We start from the raw sequence: 20,848 nt of genomic DNA, 5'->3' as shown, positions 1-20,848 counted from the left end.
AATCACCGCTACCGGCGCCACCGCCGCAGGGGGAACGAGGCGAGTACTCCGAGGAACGCCAGCGCCACGATTGCGCCGGTCCCGGCCAGCGCCACGGTTCGCGGCCGGTTATCCGGTGCCGGTGCCGGTTTCGGAGCGGGCAGGGCGGTCGAGTGCGGCGCGTTGTCGAGGACGAAATCCAGGGGGATGTCGTCACTGACAGCGGCCAGCGGATCGACAACGCCATGCCCCATATAGGGATTCCAGCCTTCGGCCGGAGCGTGCGCGGTGGCTTCGATTCGTGTGATGACCTGCCGTGCCGTCAACTGCGGGTATCGCGCCCGGACCAGTGCGGCGGTCGCGGACACCAGGGGAGCTGCGAAGCTGGTGCCGTCGAACGCGTTCTGCTGGCCTTGCGGGGTGATCCACTCGCGGGTCTGGCCCCGGCCATCGGAATTGAGCGAGACGATCCCGGTTCCGGGCGCGGCGACGTCCACCCACGGCCCGCCGAGGCTGAACTGTGACGAGGATCCGTCGGGGTCGACGGATCCGACGGTCAGCACGTAGTCGTCGTACCACGCCGGTGTCGCGATGGTGACCACTGAATTCCACAGGTCGGCGCCCGGATCGAGCGGATCGGCCGACAGGTTCTGCGGCGTGCACCCGCCGGACTCGTAGTTGCCGGCGGCGGCGACCACCACCGCGTTCTTGACCGTCGCGGCGTACTGGATTGCCGCACCGAGGGACTGGTCACCGATGCCGTCAGCGGCGGATCGGCAGGCAACCTCCGAGATGTTGATGACGGTCGCACCCATGTCCGCGGCGTGCCGGACGGCCATCGCCATGGTCTGGGTATTGCCGTAGCCGGTGGAATTCTGCACGTCGTTCGTGTTCTCGCGGCGCCGGGCCTCGGAGAATTTGGCGCTGGACTGGCGGATCGTGATGATCCGTGCCTCGGGTGCTCCACCCGCGAAGCCGGAACCGGGCACCGGTTCGGCGGCGATCAGTCCGGCGACGATGGTGCCGTGGGCGTCGCAGTCCCCGATGCCATCGCCGTTCGACACGTAGTCGCCGCCGGGAATCAGGTTCGGCAGGCGTGGGTGTCGTGACACCCCGGTGTCGATGACGGCGACCGTCTGGCCGCGGCCGCGGCTGAGTGGCCACACCGACTCGAATCCCATCGTCCGTTGCGGCAGTGGCATATCCGGGTTGTCGGCCATCGGCAGTGCCAACGCACACGCATTGCGCTGTTCGGTCGGCTCGAGCGGTGCCGGCCGACTGGGCGGTGGTAGGCGTCCGGGATCGATCGGGGCCGGTACGACTGCGGCGGCACTGCCCTGGCCGAGCGTGGCGGTGAGCGTGACGATGACGGCGACGAGGGACACCCGCAGGCCGCGGTTCACAGGCCGCGTAGGGCAGCGAAGAGGCCGGAGACCCAGCACACCAGCGGCAACACGGCCGCGATGGCCGTGTAGTCGACCAACTCCGCGAGCCGGCGCTGCACGGGAGAGAAGGATCGCTGCGGTGCGAGAATACCCAGGGCTAGGGCGGCCGCGACGAACACTGTCGCCGCGACGAACAGGGCGAGGCCCGCATGCGGCACCGCGACAGCGGTGCCGGCGAACAGCAGCACGAGGATCGCGCCGCCGCCGGCGATCAGAGCGACTGCCTGCTCGGCGGAACTGTAGGTGCGCCCCCGGAACATCAGCACCGATGCGGCGGCTATGGCGAGACCCGTTCCCGGCCAGTAGATGCTGGACGATCCCGATGGTGTGCAGGCGAGGAGGGCGCCGAAGACGGTGAGCAGACTCATCGCGCTCACCAGCCCCGTGAGATACCGGCGGGCGCGGTCCGCGCGGGCCTCGATGGTCGCGAACGACGGGGACTGCCTGCTGTCGTCGGGGTCGTCCTCGGCGGGGTCGACCGACGTGCCGGGCGCGGGTACCGGCGGGAGGGGCAATTTCGCCAGCAGCATTGCACTGCGCGGTGCGAACACCAATCCGGTGAGTGCTGCACCGGTGAGCAGTGCACCCACCGCGTGCGGGGTTTGTTCGGTGAGGGTCGCCACCGCGGCCGCCCCGGATCCGAGCAATGCGACAGCCGCGGCACCGGTGAACACGGCGGGCCCGACACCGCTGACCCGCAACGAAAGAACGGACGACGCCCCGACGATGACAAGGCCGAGCATCAGGTGGGGTGCGCCCCGGTCACCGGGCACGAGCAGGATGCCCGCCGCGAAGGCGACGGGCAGCGCCGCGGTGCCCAACACAAGTGCGGATGCGCGGTCGTCGTAGATTCGGCTGCTCACGACACCCGCCACGAGGAACAGGACCATCGTGAACAGTCCGCACGCCGCGGCGATGACGGACGTTGTGCCGCCGTCGGTCTGGAGTAGCGCGAACGCGCCCGCGACAGTCGCGGCGATCGCCAGTGCGGAGCCGGTGAGCCGCGCAGCGCGCGGCGTCCACGGATGGCTGTGACCAGCGTCGGCCACCGCGACGTTGTACATGATGTCGTCGAACAGCGGTGGCGGAGCACTCGCCTCAGCGGTGTCGAACACCAGGAGTTCGCCGTCGAGGACACCGTGCTCCTGCAGGCTCATCGCGGGTGACAGCGGCGGTTGGCCCACCCGCGAGAGCGTCCACCGGACCGGCTCGGTGCGGACGCTCGTGACGTCGAACTCGTTCGTGGCGCTGTGCTTTTCGATCAGATCCGCAATTCCCGGAATCAGCAACTCGACGGGGACTGCATTGGGCAGGGCCAGATCGATCTGCGTCCGCGGCGCGAGGACCGTCAGACGGCACAGGTCGGCCGCCCCGCGCGGCCGCGCGCCGACGCTCGATGCATGGTCTGCCTGCACAACTGTCACGATCGACCCCCCGGATTCCGCGACCCGGATCCCCACCCGGATCGCTCGCTACGAAAACACCGGAACTCTACGTCACGGGCTGTCGGGGCCTCGACCGCGTGCAGCGCGTGCCGTGCGGTAGTTTCTCACTTCGCGCGCCGGACCGGTGGGGGAGACTCGGTTTCGGGGTGACGGCGGTTCGGACGCGGACCGCACTTCGTCTTGGGGGGTGAGGCTGTGGGGACCGTGCGTTTCGTAAGGAAGGCGCGTCGGGAGGCGCCGAGGACACCTGGCGGTGAGGTGAGCCTGCAGACACCGCCCGAGATTCCACGGATCACCCCCGGCAACCTGATCACGAAGCTGCTCCCGCTGGTGATGGTCGCGGCGATGATCGGAATGGTCGCGCTGATGTTCACCTCGGGCATGGCGAAGAACCCGATGTCCTTGCTGTTCCCGGCGATGATGATGGTCTCGATGCTGGGCATGCTGGCCGGATCGGGCCGTGGTGGCGGGGCGAAGGCCGCGGAGGCCAATGAGGAGCGCAAGGACTACCTGCGCTACCTCGACCAACTGCGACGCGACGCACTCGACACCGGGCGCCAGCAGCGCAAGGCTCTCGAGTGGAGCCACCCTGACCCACAGTTGCTGTGGACGCTGGCCGGTACCGGGCGGATGTGGGAGCGCCGCGTCACCGATGCGGACTACTGCCATGTGCGCGTGGGGCGGGGCGGCCAGCGGCTCGCGACGCGCCTGATTCCTCCGGAGACCGGACCCGTCGAGGACCTCGAGCCGGTATCCGCGGTGTCGTTACGGCGATTCGTGCGCGCGCATTCGGTGGTCGCGGAACTGCCGACGGCGGTGTCGTTGCGGGGATTCGCGGCGGTTTCGATCGACGGTGATCGGCACGAAGCCCGTGCGCTGGTGCGTTCGATGCTGCTGCAACTGTGCGTGTTCCACGGGCCGGACCAGCTACAGCTGGCGATCGTGTGTGGCCCCGACACGGCGGCGGAGTGGGAGTGGGCGAAATGGCTGCCCCACGCACAGCATCCGGATGCGTTCGACGGCGTCGGGCCGTCCCGCATGGTCTACGGCTCGGTCCTCGAGCTCGAGTCCGCCCTGGGGACGCAGCTGGCCATGCGTGGTCGCTTCGCGCGGAGTGCGCCGCCCACGCTCGGCGTACCGCAGATCGTCGTCGTGATCGACGGCGGAATTCTCGACGGCGAAACCGGATTGGCCGCCGACGGCGGACTGGATTCGGTGACACTGCTCGATCTCAGCGGCTTCTGCCCGCGACTTGCGGCCACTCGCGGTCTGCAGCTCGTGGCCTCCGACGGTTCACTCGGTGCGCGCAGCGGCGCGGGCGTCGAGACGTTCGCTGCGGCGGATCTGCTCACCGAGGCGCAGGCGCGGGCGGCAGCACGCCGATTGGCGCCGTACCGGGCTGCGGACCGCACGTCTACGGACAGCGAGGGCACCGGCATCCCGATAGCCGCGGGGTGGAGCAAGCTGCTCGGACTCGGTGACATCGGGAAGTTCGATCCCGACCGCGCATGGTTGCCACGGCAGGGGCGGGAGCGGTTGCGGGTGCCGATCGGGGTCGGCGTCGACGGCAGCCCGGTCGAGCTCGACCTGAAGGAGGCGGCCGAGAACGGCATGGGTCCGCACGGTCTCTGCATCGGCGCTACGGGGTCGGGCAAATCCGAGTTCCTGCGTACCCTCGTGCTCGGCTTGCTCGCCACCCACTCGCCCGAGGCTCTCAATCTCGTGCTCGTCGACTTCAAGGGCGGCGCCACGTTCCTCGGTCTCGACGAGGCGCCGCACGTAGCCGCGGTCATCACGAATCTGGCCGAGGAACTGGCCATGGTCGACCGGATGAAGGATGCGCTGGCGGGCGAGATGAACCGGCGTCAGGAACTGCTGCGGGCCGCCGGCAACTTTGCGAACGTGACCGACTACGAGAAGGCCCGCACCGCCGGTGCCGAACTGCCGCCGCTGCCGGCTCTGTTCATCGTCGTCGACGAGTTTTCCGAATTACTCAGCCAACAGCCTGAGTTCGCGGATTTGTTCGTCGCGATCGGCAGGCTCGGCCGTTCGTTGCACATGCACCTGCTGCTCGCGAGCCAGCGACTCGAGGAAGGGAAGCTGCGCGGTCTCGACAGTCACCTGTCGTACCGAATCGGGCTGAAGACATTCTCGGCGAACGAGTCCCGAACAGTTCTCGGTGTACCTGATGCGTACCACCTGCCGGCCTCGCCCGGAGCCGGCTACCTCAAGTGCGATTCGGCCGAGATCGTGCGCTTCGCTGCGGCGTACGTTTCGGGGCCGTACGAGAGCGAGCGGGTCCGGAGATCCGCGGGCGTGGCGCAAGCTGCGGTGGACCTGAGGCCGCGGCCGTTCACCGCGGCGCCGGTCCCGCTCGCGGTCTACGGCGGACCGGAGCTGCCGGTACTTCCGGATCCTCTGCCGGAGAACGACTCCGACGGCCGATCGGTCCTCGAGGTGCTCGTCGACCGGATCCGTGGACGCGGTCCGGCCGCGCACGAGGTGTGGCTGCCGCCGCTCGAGTTCGCGCCGACCCTCGATCAGCTGCTGCCGCCGTCGACGCTCAGCGGCCCGGTGCCCGCGACGAGTACGCTGCGAACCCCGATCGGTGTGATCGATCGGCCGTTCGACCAGCGGCGTGATCCGCTGTTCGCGGACTTGTCCGGGGCAACCGGCAACGTGGCCGTCGTGGGCGGCCCGCAGTCCGGGAAGTCCACCGCCTTGCGCACGCTGATCATGTCGATGGCGGCGACGCATTCGCCGGAGCAGGTTCAGTTCTACTGCCTCGATTTCGGCGGTGGCACCCTGTCCGGGGTGGTGGGGCTGCCGCACGTGGGGTCGGTGGCGAACCGTCTCGACGTGGACCTGGTGCGCCGCACCGTCGCCGAGATGAGCACGCTGGTTCGCCGGCGCGAACGCCGGTTCCGGGAACTGGGGATCGAATCGATGGCCGAGTTCCGGCGCTTGCGCGGCATGGACGGCGATGCCGGCCCCGACTCCTCCGGTGTTGCCGCCGATCCGTTCGGCGACGTGTTCCTCGTGGTCGACGGCTGGCCTGGTATCCGGCAGGACTTCGAGGCGCTCGAGGCGCAGATCGGTGCACTCGCCGGGCAGGGGCTCTCGTTCGGCGTCCACGTCATGCTCGCGACCCCACGCTGGGCCGATATCCGGCCCGCGCTCAAGGACCAGCTCGGCACGCGCATCGAGCTGCGGCTGGGAGATCCCGCCGATTCCGATGTGGGACGGGCGAAGGCGATGCGCGTTCCCGCGGGCCGGCCCGGACGCGGGATCACCCGCGACGGGCTGCACCTGCTGACCGCTCTCCCGCGGATCGACGGAATCTCCCGCAGTGACGATCTGGGTGTGGGAGTCGCCGACGCGGTGGCCGTGATCGGGGCCCTCCGATCCGGACGCCCCGCTCCGCCGGTGCGCATGTTGCCGGACCGGATTCCGCGGGAGGAACTGGTCGCGGCGACCGCCGGAGTCTGGCCGGTTCCGGACGCCCTGAGCGGCGCCTGCCTGTCCGTGCCGATCGGAATCAACGAATCCGAGCTGGCACCGGTGTATCTCGACTTCGCCGATCAGCCGCACTTCCTGGCCTTCGGTGACGGCGGCTGCGGCAAGACGACGCTGCTTCGCGGAATCTGCATGGGGCTCATGGAATCGAACACTCCGCAGCAGGCCAAACTGATCGTCGGTGACTACCGGCGCACCATGCTCGGGGTCGTCGAAGGTGATCATCTCGCTGGATACGCCGCCTCCGCAGCCACATTCACCACAATGATGAACGATCTGGCCGGAATTCTCGCCAGCCGCATGCCGGGTCCGGACACCACCCAGCAGCAGTTGCGTGAGCGCTCCTGGTGGTCGGGGCCCGAGATCTACGTGGTGGTCGACGATTACGACCTCGTCGCGACATCGAGCGGAAATCCGCTCACGCCGCTCCTCGACTATCTCGCGCACGCGAAGGATCTCGGCCTCCACCTCATCATCGCGCGCCGGTCCGGCGGTGCAGCGCGTGCACTCTATGAACCGGTCGTAGCGCGCCTGCGCGATCTGGTGTCCGCGGGATTGGTGATGAGTGGAAGCCGTGACGAGGGGAACCTGATCGGTGCTGTCCGTCCCAGCGAGATGCCGCAGGGGCGAGGAACTTTCATTGATCGCAGCGGTACGTCCCTGGTGCAGCTCGCGTGGTTGCCGCCGCTGTGACGACCGGTGGAGTGCATCTGCGGCTGCACCTGACCGACGATGCGGTCTGGGTGGGAATCGGTTCGATGGTCACCTGTGCCCCGAACACCCTCGCGCGGGACTGCATCGACAGAATCGACGACCGCTCGATGACCGTGTCGGGGCGGCCGTGCGCAACTGTCGAGGTGCTGGCCGGGGTACTTCAGCGTGCGATCGAGGGAGTCTGCCGCGAAAACCAGCCCATCAAGGCGGCGACGCTTTCGTGTCCCTCGCATTGGGGCGCCGGACGGCGTGCGGTACTGGAATCGGCCGCGCGGCGAACGGTCCGCGAGGCTTCGGCAGTCCCAGTGGCGCTCCTGGCTGCAGCGGCGCAGGAGAGTGAACGCTGCGTAGTCGTCGAGTGTGCATCGCTGACGACCACGGTGACGCGGATCGAGCGGGGCCGCGACGGCCGACGGCGCATTGCCGCGTGTGAACTTGCGCCGGAAACCGGCAGTGCGGACATACGCGAAGACGGTGATCGAGTGGCGGTGATAGACCGGCTGATCGACGCCGCCGGGGGCGACTGCACACCAGATCTCGTCCTACTCACCGGGAGCGTGACCGCGGATCCCGAGCTGTGCAGCGTCATCACGGACCGACTCGACCGGCCGGTCCTGGTGGTTGCGGACGCGGAGCTGGTGGCCGCCAGCGAGAGCGCGGACGCGGCAGACGGGATTCTTCGCGACGCGCCCGTGGCCCAGTCGCAAGCGCAGTTGCAGGCACGGCCGGACCTGACGTCGACGCCCCGGCCGCGGCGACGGCCGAAAATGCTGGTGGCGTCGGCGGTAGTCGTGCTGATCCTCGCAGGTGCTGCGGCGGTCGTGTGGCAGGTGCGGGCCGACGGAGCCGGTCCGGCTGCCGTGCCCGCGCCGGTGCAGGCCGTAGCTGAGCCGCCGGAACGCTTCGCGATGGGGCGCGTGAGTGTGCAGCTGCCGGGAACCTGGCGCTCGCGGTCGGGTGCGGGTGGCCGCCTGGATCTGGTTCCCGACTCGGGTCCGGATCGGCGGATCGTACTGGTCGGCAAGGACATTGACCAGTGGATCGATACCGCTGCTGTCGCAGCAGCACTCGAACGGAGGATCGCCGAGCGAGGACCCGGCGGACCGTTCTCGGAGTTCGACCCGGAGGCGCGGTTCGCGGGTCGTCGTGGGATTGCCTACACCGAGTCTCCGGATGGGGTGTCCCGGGTGCGGTGGCACGTGCTTGTCGAGGACGGTATGCAAGTGAGCGTGGGATGCCAGTTCCTGGAAGGGGACTGGGGCGACCTGGCGGCCGACTGCGAGCAGGCGCTCCGCAGCCTCGAGGTTTCGCCGCGTCGATGACAGGCGTCGGAGAAACTTTGCGATCGACGGAACCGAACCGGCACACGGATACGTCCAACCATATGTAGGCGCGAACTGGCTGCGGCTGAGGAAGAGTCGATCGGGTGCTCCAGCAGCGGGACGCGGAAGCGCGAGAACGATTCCGAAGGAGTCAATGTGAGCGATCAGATGAGGACCACTGTCGAGACCATGGAGGCCACCTCCCGTCGCGTCAGCGACGTGCGAGCGGAGATCCACGGTCTGCTCAGCACCCTCAGAGGAGAGGTCGAGGGGATCCGCGGCGGCTGGGAGGGGTCGGCAGCCATCGCGTTCCACAGTCTGATGGAGCGATGGGACGGAAGTGCCAACAAGCTGAACCAGGCGCTCGAGGCCATCAGCGAGAACATCAAGTCCAACAGCGTGTCCTACGACGGTGCGCAGCAGGATCACACGAGTTCGCTCAACAACGTCGCAGGAAGCCTGAACATCTGATTCCGAGATCTCTATCGACCGTCTGATCCACCGGACAAGCAGGAGTAGTCATGACCATGCGTTACTCGTTCGCCCAGATCGAAGCGCTCAAGCTTCGGATCGACTCCATCCAGGCCCAGATGAATTCGAAGCTCGACGACCTCAAGGCGCATGTCGCGCCGATGGTTGCCGATTGGGAGGGTTCGGCCTCGGAGGCCTACCAGGCGCAGCAGGCGAAGTGGGACTCTGCGGCGCTCGAGCTCAACCAGATCCTCGACGCCGTAGGCCGGGTCGTCGGCCAGGGCAACGCGGATATGCAGCAGGTGAACACGGCCGCTGCCAACAGCTGGGCGTAGTTCTACTGCGTCCGACTCGTGTGCCCCGGCGGAGGAGAGCCGTCGGGGCACACGTCCGTTTCGGACGAGCACGATTGCTGCCGAGCGCTGGTGAGCGGATACTTGCGGGATCCGAATACGGTGGCGCCGAGCGCCGGACCGGGAGGCGGATCGTGACGGACAAGCTACACCCGAATGCCGCACTCGTGCCGGTCACGGCCGAGACGGCGGCAGCACTCGCTCGGGCAGACGAACACAGCGCGCACAACTATTCGCCGCTGCCGGTGGTGATCGAGTCCGGGGCTGGGGCGTGGGTGCGTGGCATCGACGGCGTCGACTACCTCGACGTCCTGGCTGGATACTCGGCGCTCAACTTCGGTCACGCGCATCCGGAACTGCTCGCGATCGCTCATGAGCAACTGGGGCGGCTCACTCTCACCAGCCGCGCATTCCAGCACGACCGGTTCGCCGCGTTCTGCGCCGACGTCGCGCGACTGTGCGGCAAGGATGCGGTCTTGCCGATGAACACCGGGGCCGAGGCGGTGGAAACGGGGCTCAAGCTCGCCCGTAAATGGGGATACGAGGTCAAGGGCGTGCGCGCCGACTGCGCCGAAATCATCACGTGCTCCGGAAACTTCCACGGCCGCACGATCGGCATCGTGGGGTTCTCGTCCGACCCAGACGCCCGCGAGGGATTCGGCCCGTTCCCGGCGGGCTTCCCATCCGTGGAGTACGGCAGCCTCGATGCGATGGCGAACGCGATCAGCGCCGACACAGTCGCGGTGCTCGTCGAACCGATCCAGGGTGAGGCCGGGGTACTGGTACCGCCGGACGGCTACCTCGCCGGTGTCCGCCGGTTGTGCGACGACCACGGGATCCTGATGCTCGCCGACGAGATCCAGAGCGGCCTCGGGCGGACCGGGGACACCTTCGCATGCGATCACGAGGGGGTGGTCCCCGATGTCTACATCCTGGGGAAGGCGCTGGGTGGCGGCATCGTCCCGGTGTCGGCGGTGGTCGCCGATCGGGACGTGATGGATGTCATCGGCCCGGGCCGGCACGGCAGCACGTTCGGAGGCAATGCCCTGGCCTGCGCGGTCGGTAGCGGCGTCGTGCGGTTGCTCGAGACCGGCGAGTACCAGCGCCGCAGCCGCCAGTTGGGAGAGCATCTGCACGGCCTGCTGAAGGAACTGCCGCCCGACCGCGTCACCGAGGTACGCGGCCGAGGCCTGTGGGCGGGGGTACAGCTAGCGCCGGGCCAGCCGTCGGCGCGGGTGATCTGTGAGCGGCTCCTCGCTCGTCGGGTGCTCGCGAAGGACGCGCACGAGGGCACCATCCGGATTGCTCCGCCCCTCGTGATCACCCGTGAGGAGCTCGCCTGGGCGGTCGGGCAGCTTGCGGATGCGCTGGTCGGATAGCGGCTGCTTTGACCCTGCTCTGCCCAAACCGGTATCGTTCTACGACGGTGTGCCGTCTCTCCTCGTGCCTTGGGTGCGGAGGGATAACGTTCTCGGGTCTCAACTGGCCGCCGAGAACCATCTGTGCGCCATGTGTGGCCAGCAGCAAAACGAACAGACGAGGAAGTTCTGTGCCTACGTATTCCCCGAAGGCCGGAGACGTGACCCGTACCTGGCACGTCATCGACGCCACAGACGTGGTGCTCGGTCGCCTTGCCGTGCAGGCAGCAAACCTGCTCCGCGGCAAGCACAAGCCCACCTTTGCACCACACGTTGACGGCGGCGACTTCGTCGTCATCATCAATGCCGACAAGGTTGCCATCAGCGGCAACAAGCGTCAGGACAAGTTCCTGTACCACCACTCCGGACACCCGGGTGGCCTCAAGGCCCGTTCGGTCGGCGAGGTTCTCGAGAAGAACCCCGATCGTCTCGTGGAGAAGGCCGTCGTCGGCATGCTCCCCAAGAACAAGCTGGGCCGCGCCATCGCGGGCAAGCTGAAGGTCTACGCAGGCCCGAACCACCCCCACGCCGCGCAGCAGCCGGTTCCGTTCGAGATCAAGCAGGTCGCCCAGTGAGCAACGAAGACTTCAACGAGGCCGTCGAGGTCGCGGCAGACGAGATCTCGGAGTACACCACCGAGACCGAGGTTGTCGAGGAGCACGAGGCTGCTCCCCAGGCCCCGATCGTGATCGATCGCCCCGTCCAGACCGTCGGCCGTCGTAAGGAGGCGGTCGTCCGTGTCCGCCTGACCCCCGGCACCGGTGAGTTCAAGCTGAACGGCCGCACCCTCGAGGACTACTTCCCGAACAAGGTGCACCAGCAGCTGATCAAGGCTCCGCTGGTCCTGGTCGAGCGCACCGAGTCGTTCGACATCACCGCGCTGCTGACCGGCGGCGGCCCCTCGGGACAGGCCGGCGCGCTGCGCCTCGCCATCTCCCGTGCGCTCATCGAGGTCACCGCTGAGGATCGCCCCGCGCTCAAGCGCGCCGGCTTCCTGACGCGTGACGCCCGCGCCGTCGAGCGCAAGAAGTACGGTCTGAAGAAGGCCCGCAAGGCATCTCAGTACTCCAAGCGCTGATGTGTCGCCGGAGCCGACATTCGTGTCGGCTCCGGCACCTGTTTCTCCACGAGAGCAGGCGTTCGTAGAGTTCTTCGCTACCGGACGCCTGCTCTTGTGTTTTCCCGGATGTGAAGGGTCGGTTCTATGGGGCGAATGTTCGGCACGGACGGTGTGCGCGGCTTGGCGAATGCCGAGTTGACCGCGGAGTTGGCGTTGAGAGTGGCCGCCGCGGCCGCTGAGGTGCTCGCGCCGTCGGGACCCGAGCGGCCTGTGGCCGTCGTCGGTCGCGACCCGCGCGCGAGTGGCGAGATGCTCGAGGCCGCAGTGACGGCCGGGCTCACCGCCGCCGGTGTCGATGTCGTTCTCGCCGGAATCCTGCCGACTCCCGCCGTCGCCTATCTGACGGGAGCGTACGGCGCCGCGCTGGGTGTGATGATCTCCGCCTCGCACAACCCGATGCCCGATAACGGCATCAAGATCTTCGCCGCCGGCGGCCACAAGCTCGACGACGAGTCCGAGAATCGGATCGAGGCCGCGATCGCCGCAGGCCCGCGACGTCGCCCGACCGGCGCCGGCATCGGCCGCGTCGACGTCGCATTCGACGCCACCAGCAGGTATCTCGCGCATCTGGCCACCGCCCTCAGCACACCACTCGACGGCCTCACCGTGGTGGTGGACTGTGCCCACGGCGCTGCGTCCACCGTCGCTCCGGCCGCCTACCGCGCTGCGGGTGCGACCGTGATCGCGATCAACGCAGACCCGGACGGGCTCAACATCAACGATGGCTGCGGGTCGACGCACCTCGAAACGCTGCAGCGGGCCGTGGTCGAGCACGGCGCCGACCTCGGGCTCGCGCACGACGGAGATGCGGACCGGTGCCTCGCCGTCGACGCGACCGGTGCGGTGGTCGACGGTGACGCAATCATGACGGTGCTGGCAATTGCCATGCGGGACGCCGGTGAGCTGGTGGCCGACACGCTCGTCGCGACGGTGATGAGCAATCTGGGTTTGCACATCGCGATGCGGGAGGCCGGGATCGCGCTGCGCACCACCGCGGTCGGCGACCGGTATGTGCTCGAGGAGTTGCGTGCGGGTGGATTCAGCCTCGGCGGCGAGCAGTCCGGCCATGTCGTGCTGCCGGGACATGGAACGACCGGTGACGGGGTGCTGACCGGCCTGCGGTTGATGGGCCGGATGGCGGTGACCGGCGCGTCGCTCGCTGAGCTGGCGGGTGCGATGACTGCGTTGCCGCAGGTTCTCGTCAATGTCCGCGTCGCCGACAAGGCAGCGGTCGCGGCGGCGCCGCAGGTGCAGGCGGCGGTGGCCGAGGCAGAGTCCGAGCTGGGCGAGACCGGCCGGGTGCTGTTGCGGCCGTCCGGAACCGAACAGCTGGTGCGTGTCATGGTCGAGGCTGCCGATCTCGAGGCCGCGCAGCGTATTGCGGACACGCTCGCTGCGACGGTTGCGTCGGTCTGACGCACGACCCGGGGAACCACCGGACCGCCCGCTGCGTCGAACAGGACATAAGCATCCTGACCGACGAGACGAAGGGCGGACCCCATGGCAGACGCGGTAGTGATCGATCTCGCAGAGGTGCGGGCAGCGGCGCGGGCGCTGCGCACGAGCGCTGACGCGGTCGGGGGCGCGGCACGGACCGTCTCCGACTGCGGGTTCGGGCCCTCAGTCGCCGGACGGGACTGCGGCGCGCACGGCGCCGCGATCCGGGAGGGGTACCTCCGCCTGGCCCGTGCACTCGGCATGTGGGCGTCGGCTTCGGCAGGTTCCGCGCAGGTGCTCGACTCGACGGCGGCCGGTTACAGCCGTCAGGAATCCACGAACACCTCGCGATTCGGCTTGCGGTAATGGACGCGATCCTCGATTCCGGCGCGATCGGTCTGCGCCACTTCGCCGAGTTGCTGCCGCGTGCTCGGTTGGTTGCGCCGATGTCGATCACGTACCAACAGCTGCAGTCCCGCTACTTCGAACAGCGCGGCATGAATCCTGACGTACTCGACGCCGACGCCGAAGCGGTGGGGCGTGTCGCGACGGTCCTGGACCGGCAGCTCGACGACCAGTCGTCCGTAGTCGCAGAGCTGCGAGACGCATGGTCCGGGCAGGGCGCCGACAACGCCGCGGCCCACCTCGCCGATCAGCTGGCACGAGCCGACGGGGTCCGCGCGTCCACGTGGGACCTCGAGGTGGCGCTCGCCGAATCTGCTTGTGCGCTAAGGAAGATCGTCACCGCGAAGGCGCAGTGGGCTGGAAGTCTCGATGCACTGACGATCGGCGGTCTGCCACTCGAGCGGATCGACCGGATGCTCGCCGCGGCCGGGTATCTGCCGGGCTTCGCCAACGGTCTGAACGCGCCCCCGGCGGAGACATGCCGCGAGTGGCTCGTCGATCAGTTCGTTCCGCACGTGCGCGCAGCCGCCGAGGCGTTCGTGACGATGTGCGACCTCACCGCGGCCGCCGTCGACGACGTCTACCTCGCGCTGGCCGAGGTGTTCGCGCTAGTCGACGACAGTGCGTATCCCGTCCCTGACGACGCGGGGCCCGCGTCCACCGGCCCAGTCGCACCGCTGTGTCCGCCCGCTCCGGTACGGGCCTTCACTCCCGCTCCCGCGGCCGTCAGTTCGGATTCCGGCGGATCGTGTCCCGCGCCGAGCCCGGGCGGCTCGGGCTCGCTGGCCACCTCGGTAGCGGCAGGTCCGATGCTCGGTGGGTTGCAGGGCACGCTCGGGTTGCAGGGCACGCTCGGGTTGCAGGGCACAGTCGGGGCACAGGGCCCACCTGGTGTGCCGAACGCACCTGACGTCGATGGTGCCGCTCACGCACTGGGTTCGGTGGTGGGCGCCCTGGCCGGGGTGGCGATCGACGTCGTCGGCGGTGTAGTTCGCGAGATCGTGGAGTCGAGTCGGAGCTTCAGCCTCAATCTGGAGCTCCCACCATCGCCACCCCCACCACCGCCACCGCCCGAACCCCCGCAGCCCACCGAACCCCCGCAGCCCACCGAACCTCCGCAGCCCACCGAACCCCCGGAGTGCGCCGAACCGCCCGAGCCCCCGCAGCCGCCCGAACCCCGGGAGTGCGTCGAACCCACCGCGCCGGCGGAACCGGTCGACGAGTGCGTCGCGCCGCCGGACCCTGACGTCACCGTACGCGTCACCACGGACGAGCCCGTCGACGTTGTCGTGCGAATCGACAGTGACGGCGAGTCGATGGATGCGGCTCCGCGACCCGCAGAGCCTGTGCTGGGCCCGCCGGCGGCCCCGGCGGTACGGCCGCGGCAGGAACCTGCACTCGCCGAGGTAGGCGGAACCACACCGTCAGGTGAGGATCCGGGCGCTGACGCGTCGGGACCGGCGCTCGCCGAGGCCGGTCCGCTGTGAGCCGTGCGGGTCGATTCGGGCAGATCGCGGCTGATCACGCGGCGGCGCTCACTCGGATCCGCGAGCAACTCGACACCACGTGCGGAGCCTTGCGCGGCGCGGCGCCGAATCGGCCAGGGGAGCAGCCGAGTACTGCCGACGCCCGGCCGGCAGCGGCAACCGACGAGGTTGAAGCGGAGGGTTACCGTCCCAGCAGCTGGCTGATCTGAACCCCGGCGCGGTGCTCGGCGGTCTCGGGCTCGCCGGCGGAGTCCGCAGCGACCGGCGGGTGCGCGCCGGGGAATTCGGCGTCCGCATCACCGAATGGCGCGTATGTCTTGTCGCCGGTGAGGTGGAAGAGCAGGAATCCGGTGAGCAGCGCTCGGGTGAGTTGCTGGGTGCGGCGTTCGGACCCCCCGATGCCGAGGGCGCCGAGCAGGCGTCGGCCCTCGATCAGACCGGACGCGGACGCCTTGTCGAGTGTGCGCCGCAGCGCCGGACCCTGCCACGCCGCGCCGAGGGCGAGGGCGTCGCTGGTCAGTGAATCGACGTCCTTCGAGCCGGAGAGGACGAGTCCCGGTGCGGTGATCCTCGCGGCGACGACCACAGCCGACGGTGCGGTCGGGGCAGGGAACAGGGCCGCGACGGCCGCGACCTGTTCGCGCTGGGCGGCGGCGAGGACGGCGATTCCCCCGCCCATCCCGTGCCCCGCGAAGGCGAGGCGGTCCGGGTGGACGCTGATCCGGCCGGGCCCGAGCCGCACACCGGTGCAGATGTCCAGGCACGTGCCGAGGTCGGCGGCGAGCCCGATATGCGATGGCACCGGGCCGCGTTCGGTGTTGGGGGCGGCCGCGACGATGCCCCACGAGGCGAGGTGCTCGAGTGTGTCGGCGTAGTTGCCGACGCCGACCATCCAGTCGTGTGCGAAGGCCACGGCTGGGAGATTGAAGCCCTCCGCCGGCGTGTAGACCAGGCCGGGCTGGCCGGCTAGTGCCAGATCGCCGCGCAGGACCCGGTGTGGGCCACGCTTGGACAGCTTGGATACCAGGGACTTCGGTGTCTGCGCCACGGGGGAGACGTTATCCGATGGCACGCGACACTTGGGAGTGGCGGCAGTCCGCCTGTCCGAGTTCGTTCCGCACTGCGGCCCAAGTACGCTGGTGAACCATGTGCGGAATCGTGGGTTACGTGGGCCACCGCCAGGCTTTGGGTGTCGTCGTGGAGGCGTTGCGGCGGATGGAATACCGCGGTTACGACTCTGCTGGGATCGCGGTGGCAGACGGCGCGGGCGGGCTGGCCACCGAACGCAAGGCAGGGCGTCTGGCCAACCTCGAGGCGGAGCTGGCCGAGACCGGAGACGGCAGGTTCGTCGGCACCACAGGTATGGGTCACACCCGCTGGGCGACCCACGGCAAGCCCACCGACCGCAACGCGCATCCACACCGGGATGCGAGCGGCAAGCTGGCCGTGGTGCACAACGGCATCATCGAGAACTTCGCTCTGCTGCGAGCCGAGCTCGAGGCGGCCGGTGTGGATCTGCTCAGCGATACCGACTCCGAGGTGGCCGTGCACCTCGTGGCGAAGGCGTACGAGAGCGGCCCGACGGCCGGTGACTTCGTGGAGAGCGCGCTGTCGGTGCTGCGTCGGCTCGAGGGTGCGTTCACGCTCGTGTTCACGCACGCCGACCATCCCGACATGATCATCGCGGCCCGCCGTTCGACGCCGCTCGTCATCGGTGTCGGAGAGGGCGAGACGTTCATCGGCTCGGATGTGGCCGCCTTCATCGAACACACGCGTGACGCGGTGGAGTTGGGTCAGGACCAGGTAGTGGTCATCACTGCGGGTGGCTACGCGGTCACCGACTTCTTCGGGAATTCGGACGTCCCGACGCGGCCTTTCACAATCGACTGGGATCTGCAGGCCGCCGAGAAGGGCGGTCACGACTACTTCATGCTCAAGGAGATCCAGGAGCAGCCGCAGGCCGTCTCCGACACCCTGCTCGGGCACTTCGCGGACGGCAGGATCGTGCTCGACGAGCAGCGGCTCTCCGATCAGGAACTGCGTGATGTCGACAAGATCTTCGTCGTCGCGTGCGGCAGCGCGTACCACTCGGGTCTGCTCGCGAAGTACGCGATCGAGCACTGGACCCGGCTTCCTGTCGAGGTGGAGCTCGCGAGCGAGTTCCGCTACCGCGACCCGGTACTGGACCGTTCCACGCTTGTCGTCGCGATCTCGCAGTCGGGCGAGACCGCGGACACGCTCGAGGCCGTCAAGCACGCCAAGGACCAGAAGGCACGTGTCCTCGCGATCTGCAACACCAACGGTGCGCAGATCCCGCGCGAGGCCGACGCGGTCCTCTATACCCGGGCGGGTCCGGAGATCGCTGTGGCCTCCACCAAGGCGTTCCTCGCCCAGGTGACCGCGAACTACCTGGTGGGATTGGCCTTGGCGCAGGCCCGCGGCACCAAGTATCCGGACGAGGTGGCGCGTGAGTATGCAGACCTTGCTGCGATGCCGGAGCTGGTGAGCCGGGTGCTCGGGACCGTCGAGCCGGTACGTGCGCTCGCCCGCGAGTTCGCGCAGTCGCCGGCGGTGCTGTTCCTGGGTCGCCATGTGGGGTACCCGGTGGCGCTCGAGGGTGCGCTCAAGCTCAAGGAGCTCGCGTACATGCACGCCGAGGGTTTCGCTGCCGGCGAGCTCAAGCACGGCCCGATCGCGCTGATCGAGGACGGGCTGCCGGTCATCGTGATCATGCCGTCGCCGAAGGGACGGGCGGTGCTGCACTCGAAGCTGGTGTCGAACATTCAGGAGATCAAGGCCCGCGGTGCGAAGACGATCGTCATCGCCGAGGAGGGCGACGAGGCGGTTCGTGCGCACGCCGATCACCTGATCGAGATTCCGGCGGCGCCGACGCTGCTGCAACCGTTGCTCTCGACGGTGCCCCTGCAGGTGTTCGCGGCGGAGGTTGCGCAGGCCCGAGGCCTCGATGTCGACAAGCCGCGCAACCTCGCGAAGTCCGTCACTGTCGAGTAGTACTCACACAGACCCGGACGCTCGGTGTCGTCACGTCACGATGACGACACCGAGCATGTCCGGATGCAGCGAGCATGTGTAGTTGTAGGTACCCGGCTGGGTGAAGGTGAATTCCCAGGACCCGGACGTCTTCAGCGGACTGCGCAGGACGGCCTTGGCATCGCCGACTCCGACGACATCGTGGGGGGTGCCGCGATCGTCGAAGACCCATGTGACCTTCTGTCCTGCGGAGATGGTGATCGAGGTCGGTGAGTACGTCATGTTCGCGACCTTCACCGTGAGCTCGCTGCCGACCTCGGGCTCGTCGGCTGAGGTGTCGGTGCACCCGGAAAGTACTGCGGCCAAAGTGATTCCGGTGATCGTGGCGGTTGCCAGTCGGTTCATGGGATTCAGCGTAGTCTGGGCACGAGTGTGTCCCTGACCTCGAGCCCACGAGGAGTTGTCATGCCCACCCGTGATTCCGCGCCGCTCGGCGCGCCCTGCTGGGTCGATCTGCAGACCTCCGGCGTCGATCGCGCCGCAGCGTTCTACGACGCGATGTTCGGCTGGACCCATGAGACATCCGGCGAGGAGTACGGCGGCTATGTGATGTTCTTCAAGGATGCGAAGCCGGTGGCCGGCATGATGCCCGGCGAGCCCGGCAATCCGTATGTCGACGTCTGGACCACCTACCTTGCGACTGCCGACGCAGATGCCACCGCGAAGGCGGTGGCCGACTCGGGCGGTCAGGTGATGATGGAGCCGATGACGGTGCCGGCGGCGGGCCGGATGGCGATGTTCATGGACCCGTCGGGTGGTGTCGTCGGGGCCTGGCAGCCGGCCGAGCACAAAGGCTTCGGGGTGATGGGTGAGCATGGTGCCCCCGCGTGGTTCGAACTGGTCAGCAAGAACTACGACGCGGCGCTGCCGTTCTACCGCGACGTGTTCGGGTGGAACCTCGAATCTCTCAGTGACACCGATGAATTCCGTTACACCACAGGGAAGTTCGATGACAACGTCCTCGCCGGGATATTCGACGCGAGCACCGCGATGCCGGCGGAGGTACCGTCGCACTGGCAAATGTTCGTTCAGGTAGACAACACCGACGACGCCGTCGCCAAGCTCGTGGAACTCGGCGGGACGGTGCTGCGCGATCCGTGGGATTCCGAACACGGGCGGATGGCGAACGTCGCCGACCCGAACGGTGCGCAGTTCATGATCGTCGGCCCGTCGGCGGCCGGGTAGCGATGCGGAAGTACTTCACGACGTCGCAGGTCAAAGCCGCCGAGGCGCCGCTGCTCGCGAGCCTGCCGGACGGCGCTCTGATGCGGCGCGCAGCGTACGGGCTGGCGCGGGTCGCGACCGCGGAACTGCGTGCCCGGACCGGCGGCGTGGTCGGTCGCACTGTCACGCTGCTGGTGGGGTCGGGCGACAACGGCGGAGACGCGCTGTGGGCCGGGACGATGTTGCGTAGGCGGGGAGCGTCGGTCACAGCGGTCCTGCTCGACCCGGCCCGTGCCCATGCAGCGGGGCTCGCGGCGTTCACCGCGGCGGGCGGCCGAGTCTCATCGGACCCGGGCACACCTGATCTGGTGCTCGACGGCATTGTCGGGATCTCCGGCAAGGGTCCGCTGCGTCCTGCGGCCGCCGCGATGGTCGCGGACCTCGATGCCCCGATCGTCGCGGTGGACCTGCCGAGCGGCGTCGACCCCGACACCGGTGCCGTCGAGGGTCCCGCCGTCACCGCCGAGGTGACGGTCGCGTTCGGGGCGCTCAAACCCGTGCACGTGCTGGCCGGCGCCCGGTGCGGTCGCGTCGAACTGGTGCCCATCGGCCTGGAGCTGCCGGATCCCGACCTGACCGCGCTCGACGCGTCGGAGGTGGGTCGGTTGTGGCCTGTGCCCCGCGCCTCCGACGACAAGTACTCGCAGGGCGTGGTGGGGATCGTGGCCGGGAGCGACCGCTATCCGGGCGCCGCAGTACTGTCCTCGGGCGCCGCGGTGACCGCGACGGCCGGCATGGTGCGGTACGCGGGCCGAGCCGCCACGCATGTGCTCGACCACTGGCCCGAGGTGGTCGCGGCGCCGTCTCCGGCAGAAGCCGGGCGAGTGCAGGCGTGGGTCGTCGGACCCGGAATCGGCACCGACGCCGTGGCGCTCGACGACGTACGCACGGTCCTGGCATCGGATCAGCCGGTGCTGGTCGACGCTGACGGCTTGAACCTGCTGGCCGAGCGCCCGGAGCTGGTGCGTGGCCGCAGTGCCGCGACGCTACTGACCCCTCATGCGGGCGAGTTCGAGCGGCTCACCGGCGTAGCGCCCGCCCCGGACCGGGTGGCTGCGACGAGGGCGCTGGCCGCCGAGTGGGGTGTCACGGTCCTGCTGAAGGGGCGGTCGACGGTGATCGCCGATCCGCACGGCCGCGTGTACGTCAACGAGGCGGGCAGTTCGTGGGCGGCCACCGCCGGGTCGGGCGACGTGCTCTCGGGCATCGTGGGAGCCCTGATGGCGACAGGCCTCGAACCGGCTCTTGCCGCTGCGGTGGGTGCGCGGGCGCATTCACTCGCGGCCAACCTTGGTGCGCGCGAGGGCGCCGAGGAGACCGGAGAGGCCGGGCTTGCGCCGATCTCGGCGTCGACTCTGCTCGGGCACTTACGGGCGGCGGTCCGGATTCTTCGCTCACATGTGTGCGAATCGTGACTGGTCGGAGTGCACCCGCGGGCCTGCTTTGTCCCGGTGAGTGGCA

17 protein-coding genes are annotated in these 20,848 nt (G+C 68.8%); 13 read left to right on the top strand and 4 right to left on the bottom strand.

Annotated features, from left to right (window positions below; all coding sequences use genetic code 11):
* Positions 1-8: 8 nt before the first annotated feature.
* Complete coding sequence (gene mycP / locus ERC79_RS05710) at positions 9-1,382, bottom strand: type VII secretion-associated serine protease mycosin (RefSeq protein ID WP_131576506.1); 1,374 nt, start codon at positions 1,380-1,382, stop codon at positions 9-11.
* Positions 1,379-2,848: a type VII secretion integral membrane protein EccD gene (eccD, locus tag ERC79_RS05705; protein WP_131576504.1), complete on the bottom strand. Its 1,470-nt coding sequence runs from the start codon at positions 2,846-2,848 to the stop codon at positions 1,379-1,381. The genes mycP and eccD overlap by 4 nt, the downstream gene beginning before the upstream one ends.
* Before the next feature lie 216 nt (positions 2,849-3,064).
* On the opposite strand from eccD, the gene eccCa reads away from it, so the two are divergent.
* From eccCa to ERC79_RS05655, 10 genes are all read left to right on the top strand, one after another.
* Complete coding sequence (eccCa, locus tag ERC79_RS05700) at positions 3,065-7,078, top strand: type VII secretion protein EccCa (RefSeq protein ID WP_131576503.1); 4,014 nt, start codon at positions 3,065-3,067, stop codon at positions 7,076-7,078.
* Positions 7,060-8,421 (top strand): type VII secretion-associated protein, encoded by a 1,362-nt coding sequence (locus ERC79_RS05695; protein WP_131576501.1) that lies wholly within the window; start codon positions 7,060-7,062, stop codon positions 8,419-8,421. Before eccCa ends, ERC79_RS05695 begins: the two co-directional genes overlap by 19 nt.
* Before the next feature lie 156 nt (positions 8,422-8,577).
* Positions 8,578-8,892, top strand: a complete 315-nt coding sequence (locus ERC79_RS05690; RefSeq protein ID WP_131576500.1) for a WXG100 family type VII secretion target — start codon at positions 8,578-8,580, stop codon at positions 8,890-8,892.
* Positions 8,893-8,942: 50 nt separating this feature from the next.
* Complete coding sequence (locus ERC79_RS05685) at positions 8,943-9,227, top strand: WXG100 family type VII secretion target (protein ID WP_131576498.1); 285 nt, start codon at positions 8,943-8,945, stop codon at positions 9,225-9,227.
* A gap of 185 nt (positions 9,228-9,412) precedes the next feature.
* Positions 9,413-10,624, top strand: a complete 1,212-nt coding sequence (rocD, locus tag ERC79_RS05680) for an ornithine--oxo-acid transaminase (RefSeq protein ID WP_165497203.1) — start codon at positions 9,413-9,415, stop codon at positions 10,622-10,624.
* A gap of 170 nt (positions 10,625-10,794) precedes the next feature.
* Positions 10,795-11,238 (top strand): 50S ribosomal protein L13, encoded by a 444-nt coding sequence (rplM, locus tag ERC79_RS05675; protein ID WP_131576495.1) that lies wholly within the window; start codon positions 10,795-10,797, stop codon positions 11,236-11,238.
* Positions 11,235-11,741 (top strand): 30S ribosomal protein S9, encoded by a 507-nt coding sequence (rpsI, locus tag ERC79_RS05670; RefSeq protein ID WP_131576494.1) that lies wholly within the window; start codon positions 11,235-11,237, stop codon positions 11,739-11,741. Before rplM ends, rpsI begins: the two co-directional genes overlap by 4 nt.
* 126 nt (positions 11,742-11,867) lie before the next feature.
* Positions 11,868-13,199 (top strand): phosphoglucosamine mutase, encoded by a 1,332-nt coding sequence (gene glmM / locus ERC79_RS05665; protein ID WP_131576493.1) that lies wholly within the window; start codon positions 11,868-11,870, stop codon positions 13,197-13,199.
* A gap of 84 nt (positions 13,200-13,283) precedes the next feature.
* Positions 13,284-13,586: an N-acyl-D-amino-acid deacylase gene (locus ERC79_RS05660; RefSeq protein ID WP_131576491.1), complete on the top strand. Its 303-nt coding sequence runs from the start codon at positions 13,284-13,286 to the stop codon at positions 13,584-13,586.
* Positions 13,586-15,112, top strand: a complete 1,527-nt coding sequence (locus tag ERC79_RS05655; protein WP_131576490.1) for a hypothetical protein — start codon at positions 13,586-13,588, stop codon at positions 15,110-15,112. Before ERC79_RS05660 ends, ERC79_RS05655 begins: the two co-directional genes overlap by 1 nt.
* A gap of 181 nt (positions 15,113-15,293) precedes the next feature.
* On the opposite strand, the gene ERC79_RS05650 is transcribed toward ERC79_RS05655, so the two are convergent.
* The gene (locus tag ERC79_RS05650) at positions 15,294-16,160 is read right to left on the bottom strand and encodes a dienelactone hydrolase family protein (protein WP_131576488.1); all 867 of its coding nucleotides are present in this window, start codon (positions 16,158-16,160) and stop codon (positions 15,294-15,296) included.
* 98 nt (positions 16,161-16,258) lie between these two features.
* Here ERC79_RS05650 and glmS point away from each other — a divergent pair, with 98 nt between their 5' ends.
* On the top strand, positions 16,259-18,124 hold the full coding sequence (gene glmS, locus ERC79_RS05645) for a glutamine--fructose-6-phosphate transaminase (isomerizing) (protein WP_131576487.1): 1,866 nt from the start codon (positions 16,259-16,261) through the stop codon (positions 18,122-18,124).
* 30 nt (positions 18,125-18,154) lie between these two features.
* Here the strand turns inward: glmS and ERC79_RS05640 are convergent, their stop codons facing one another.
* Complete coding sequence (locus ERC79_RS05640; protein ID WP_131576485.1) at positions 18,155-18,508, bottom strand: cupredoxin domain-containing protein; 354 nt, start codon at positions 18,506-18,508, stop codon at positions 18,155-18,157.
* A gap of 60 nt (positions 18,509-18,568) precedes the next feature.
* Here ERC79_RS05640 and ERC79_RS05635 point away from each other — a divergent pair, with 60 nt between their 5' ends.
* Complete coding sequence (locus tag ERC79_RS05635; protein WP_131576483.1) at positions 18,569-19,348, top strand: VOC family protein; 780 nt, start codon at positions 18,569-18,571, stop codon at positions 19,346-19,348.
* Positions 19,349-19,350: 2 nt separating this feature from the next.
* On the top strand, positions 19,351-20,802 hold the full coding sequence (locus tag ERC79_RS05630; RefSeq protein ID WP_131576481.1) for an NAD(P)H-hydrate dehydratase: 1,452 nt from the start codon (positions 19,351-19,353) through the stop codon (positions 20,800-20,802).
* The last annotated feature ends 46 nt before the right edge of the window (positions 20,803-20,848 follow it).

It is taken from the genome of Rhodococcus sp. ABRD24 (assembly GCF_004328705.1).
Classification (GTDB): Bacteria; Actinomycetota; Actinomycetes; order Mycobacteriales; family Mycobacteriaceae; genus Prescottella.
The sequence above is the reverse complement of the archived record's forward strand: the minus strand, read 5'-3'. Positions and strand labels throughout refer to the sequence as shown.

What these genes read in the sequence shown, in the direction of transcription:
- ERC79_RS05685 (WP_131576498.1), top strand. Translation starts at nt 8,943, where the DNA reads ATGACCATGCGTTACTCGTTCGCCCAGATCGAAGCGCTCAAGCTTCGG.
- glmM (WP_131576493.1), top strand. Translation starts at nt 11,868, where the DNA reads ATGGGGCGAATGTTCGGCACGGACGGTGTGCGCGGCTTGGCGAATGCC.
- ERC79_RS05660 (WP_131576491.1), top strand. Translation starts at nt 13,284, where the DNA reads ATGGCAGACGCGGTAGTGATCGATCTCGCAGAGGTGCGGGCAGCGGCG.
- ERC79_RS05655 (WP_131576490.1), top strand. Translation starts at nt 13,586, where the DNA reads ATGGACGCGATCCTCGATTCCGGCGCGATCGGTCTGCGCCACTTCGCC.
- glmS (WP_131576487.1), top strand. Translation starts at nt 16,259, where the DNA reads ATGTGCGGAATCGTGGGTTACGTGGGCCACCGCCAGGCTTTGGGTGTC.
- ERC79_RS05640 (WP_131576485.1), bottom strand. Translation starts at nt 18,508, where the DNA reads ATGAACCGACTGGCAACCGCCACGATCACCGGAATCACTTTGGCCGCA.
- ERC79_RS05635 (WP_131576483.1), top strand. Translation starts at nt 18,569, where the DNA reads ATGCCCACCCGTGATTCCGCGCCGCTCGGCGCGCCCTGCTGGGTCGAT.
- ERC79_RS05630 (WP_131576481.1), top strand. Translation starts at nt 19,351, where the DNA reads ATGCGGAAGTACTTCACGACGTCGCAGGTCAAAGCCGCCGAGGCGCCG.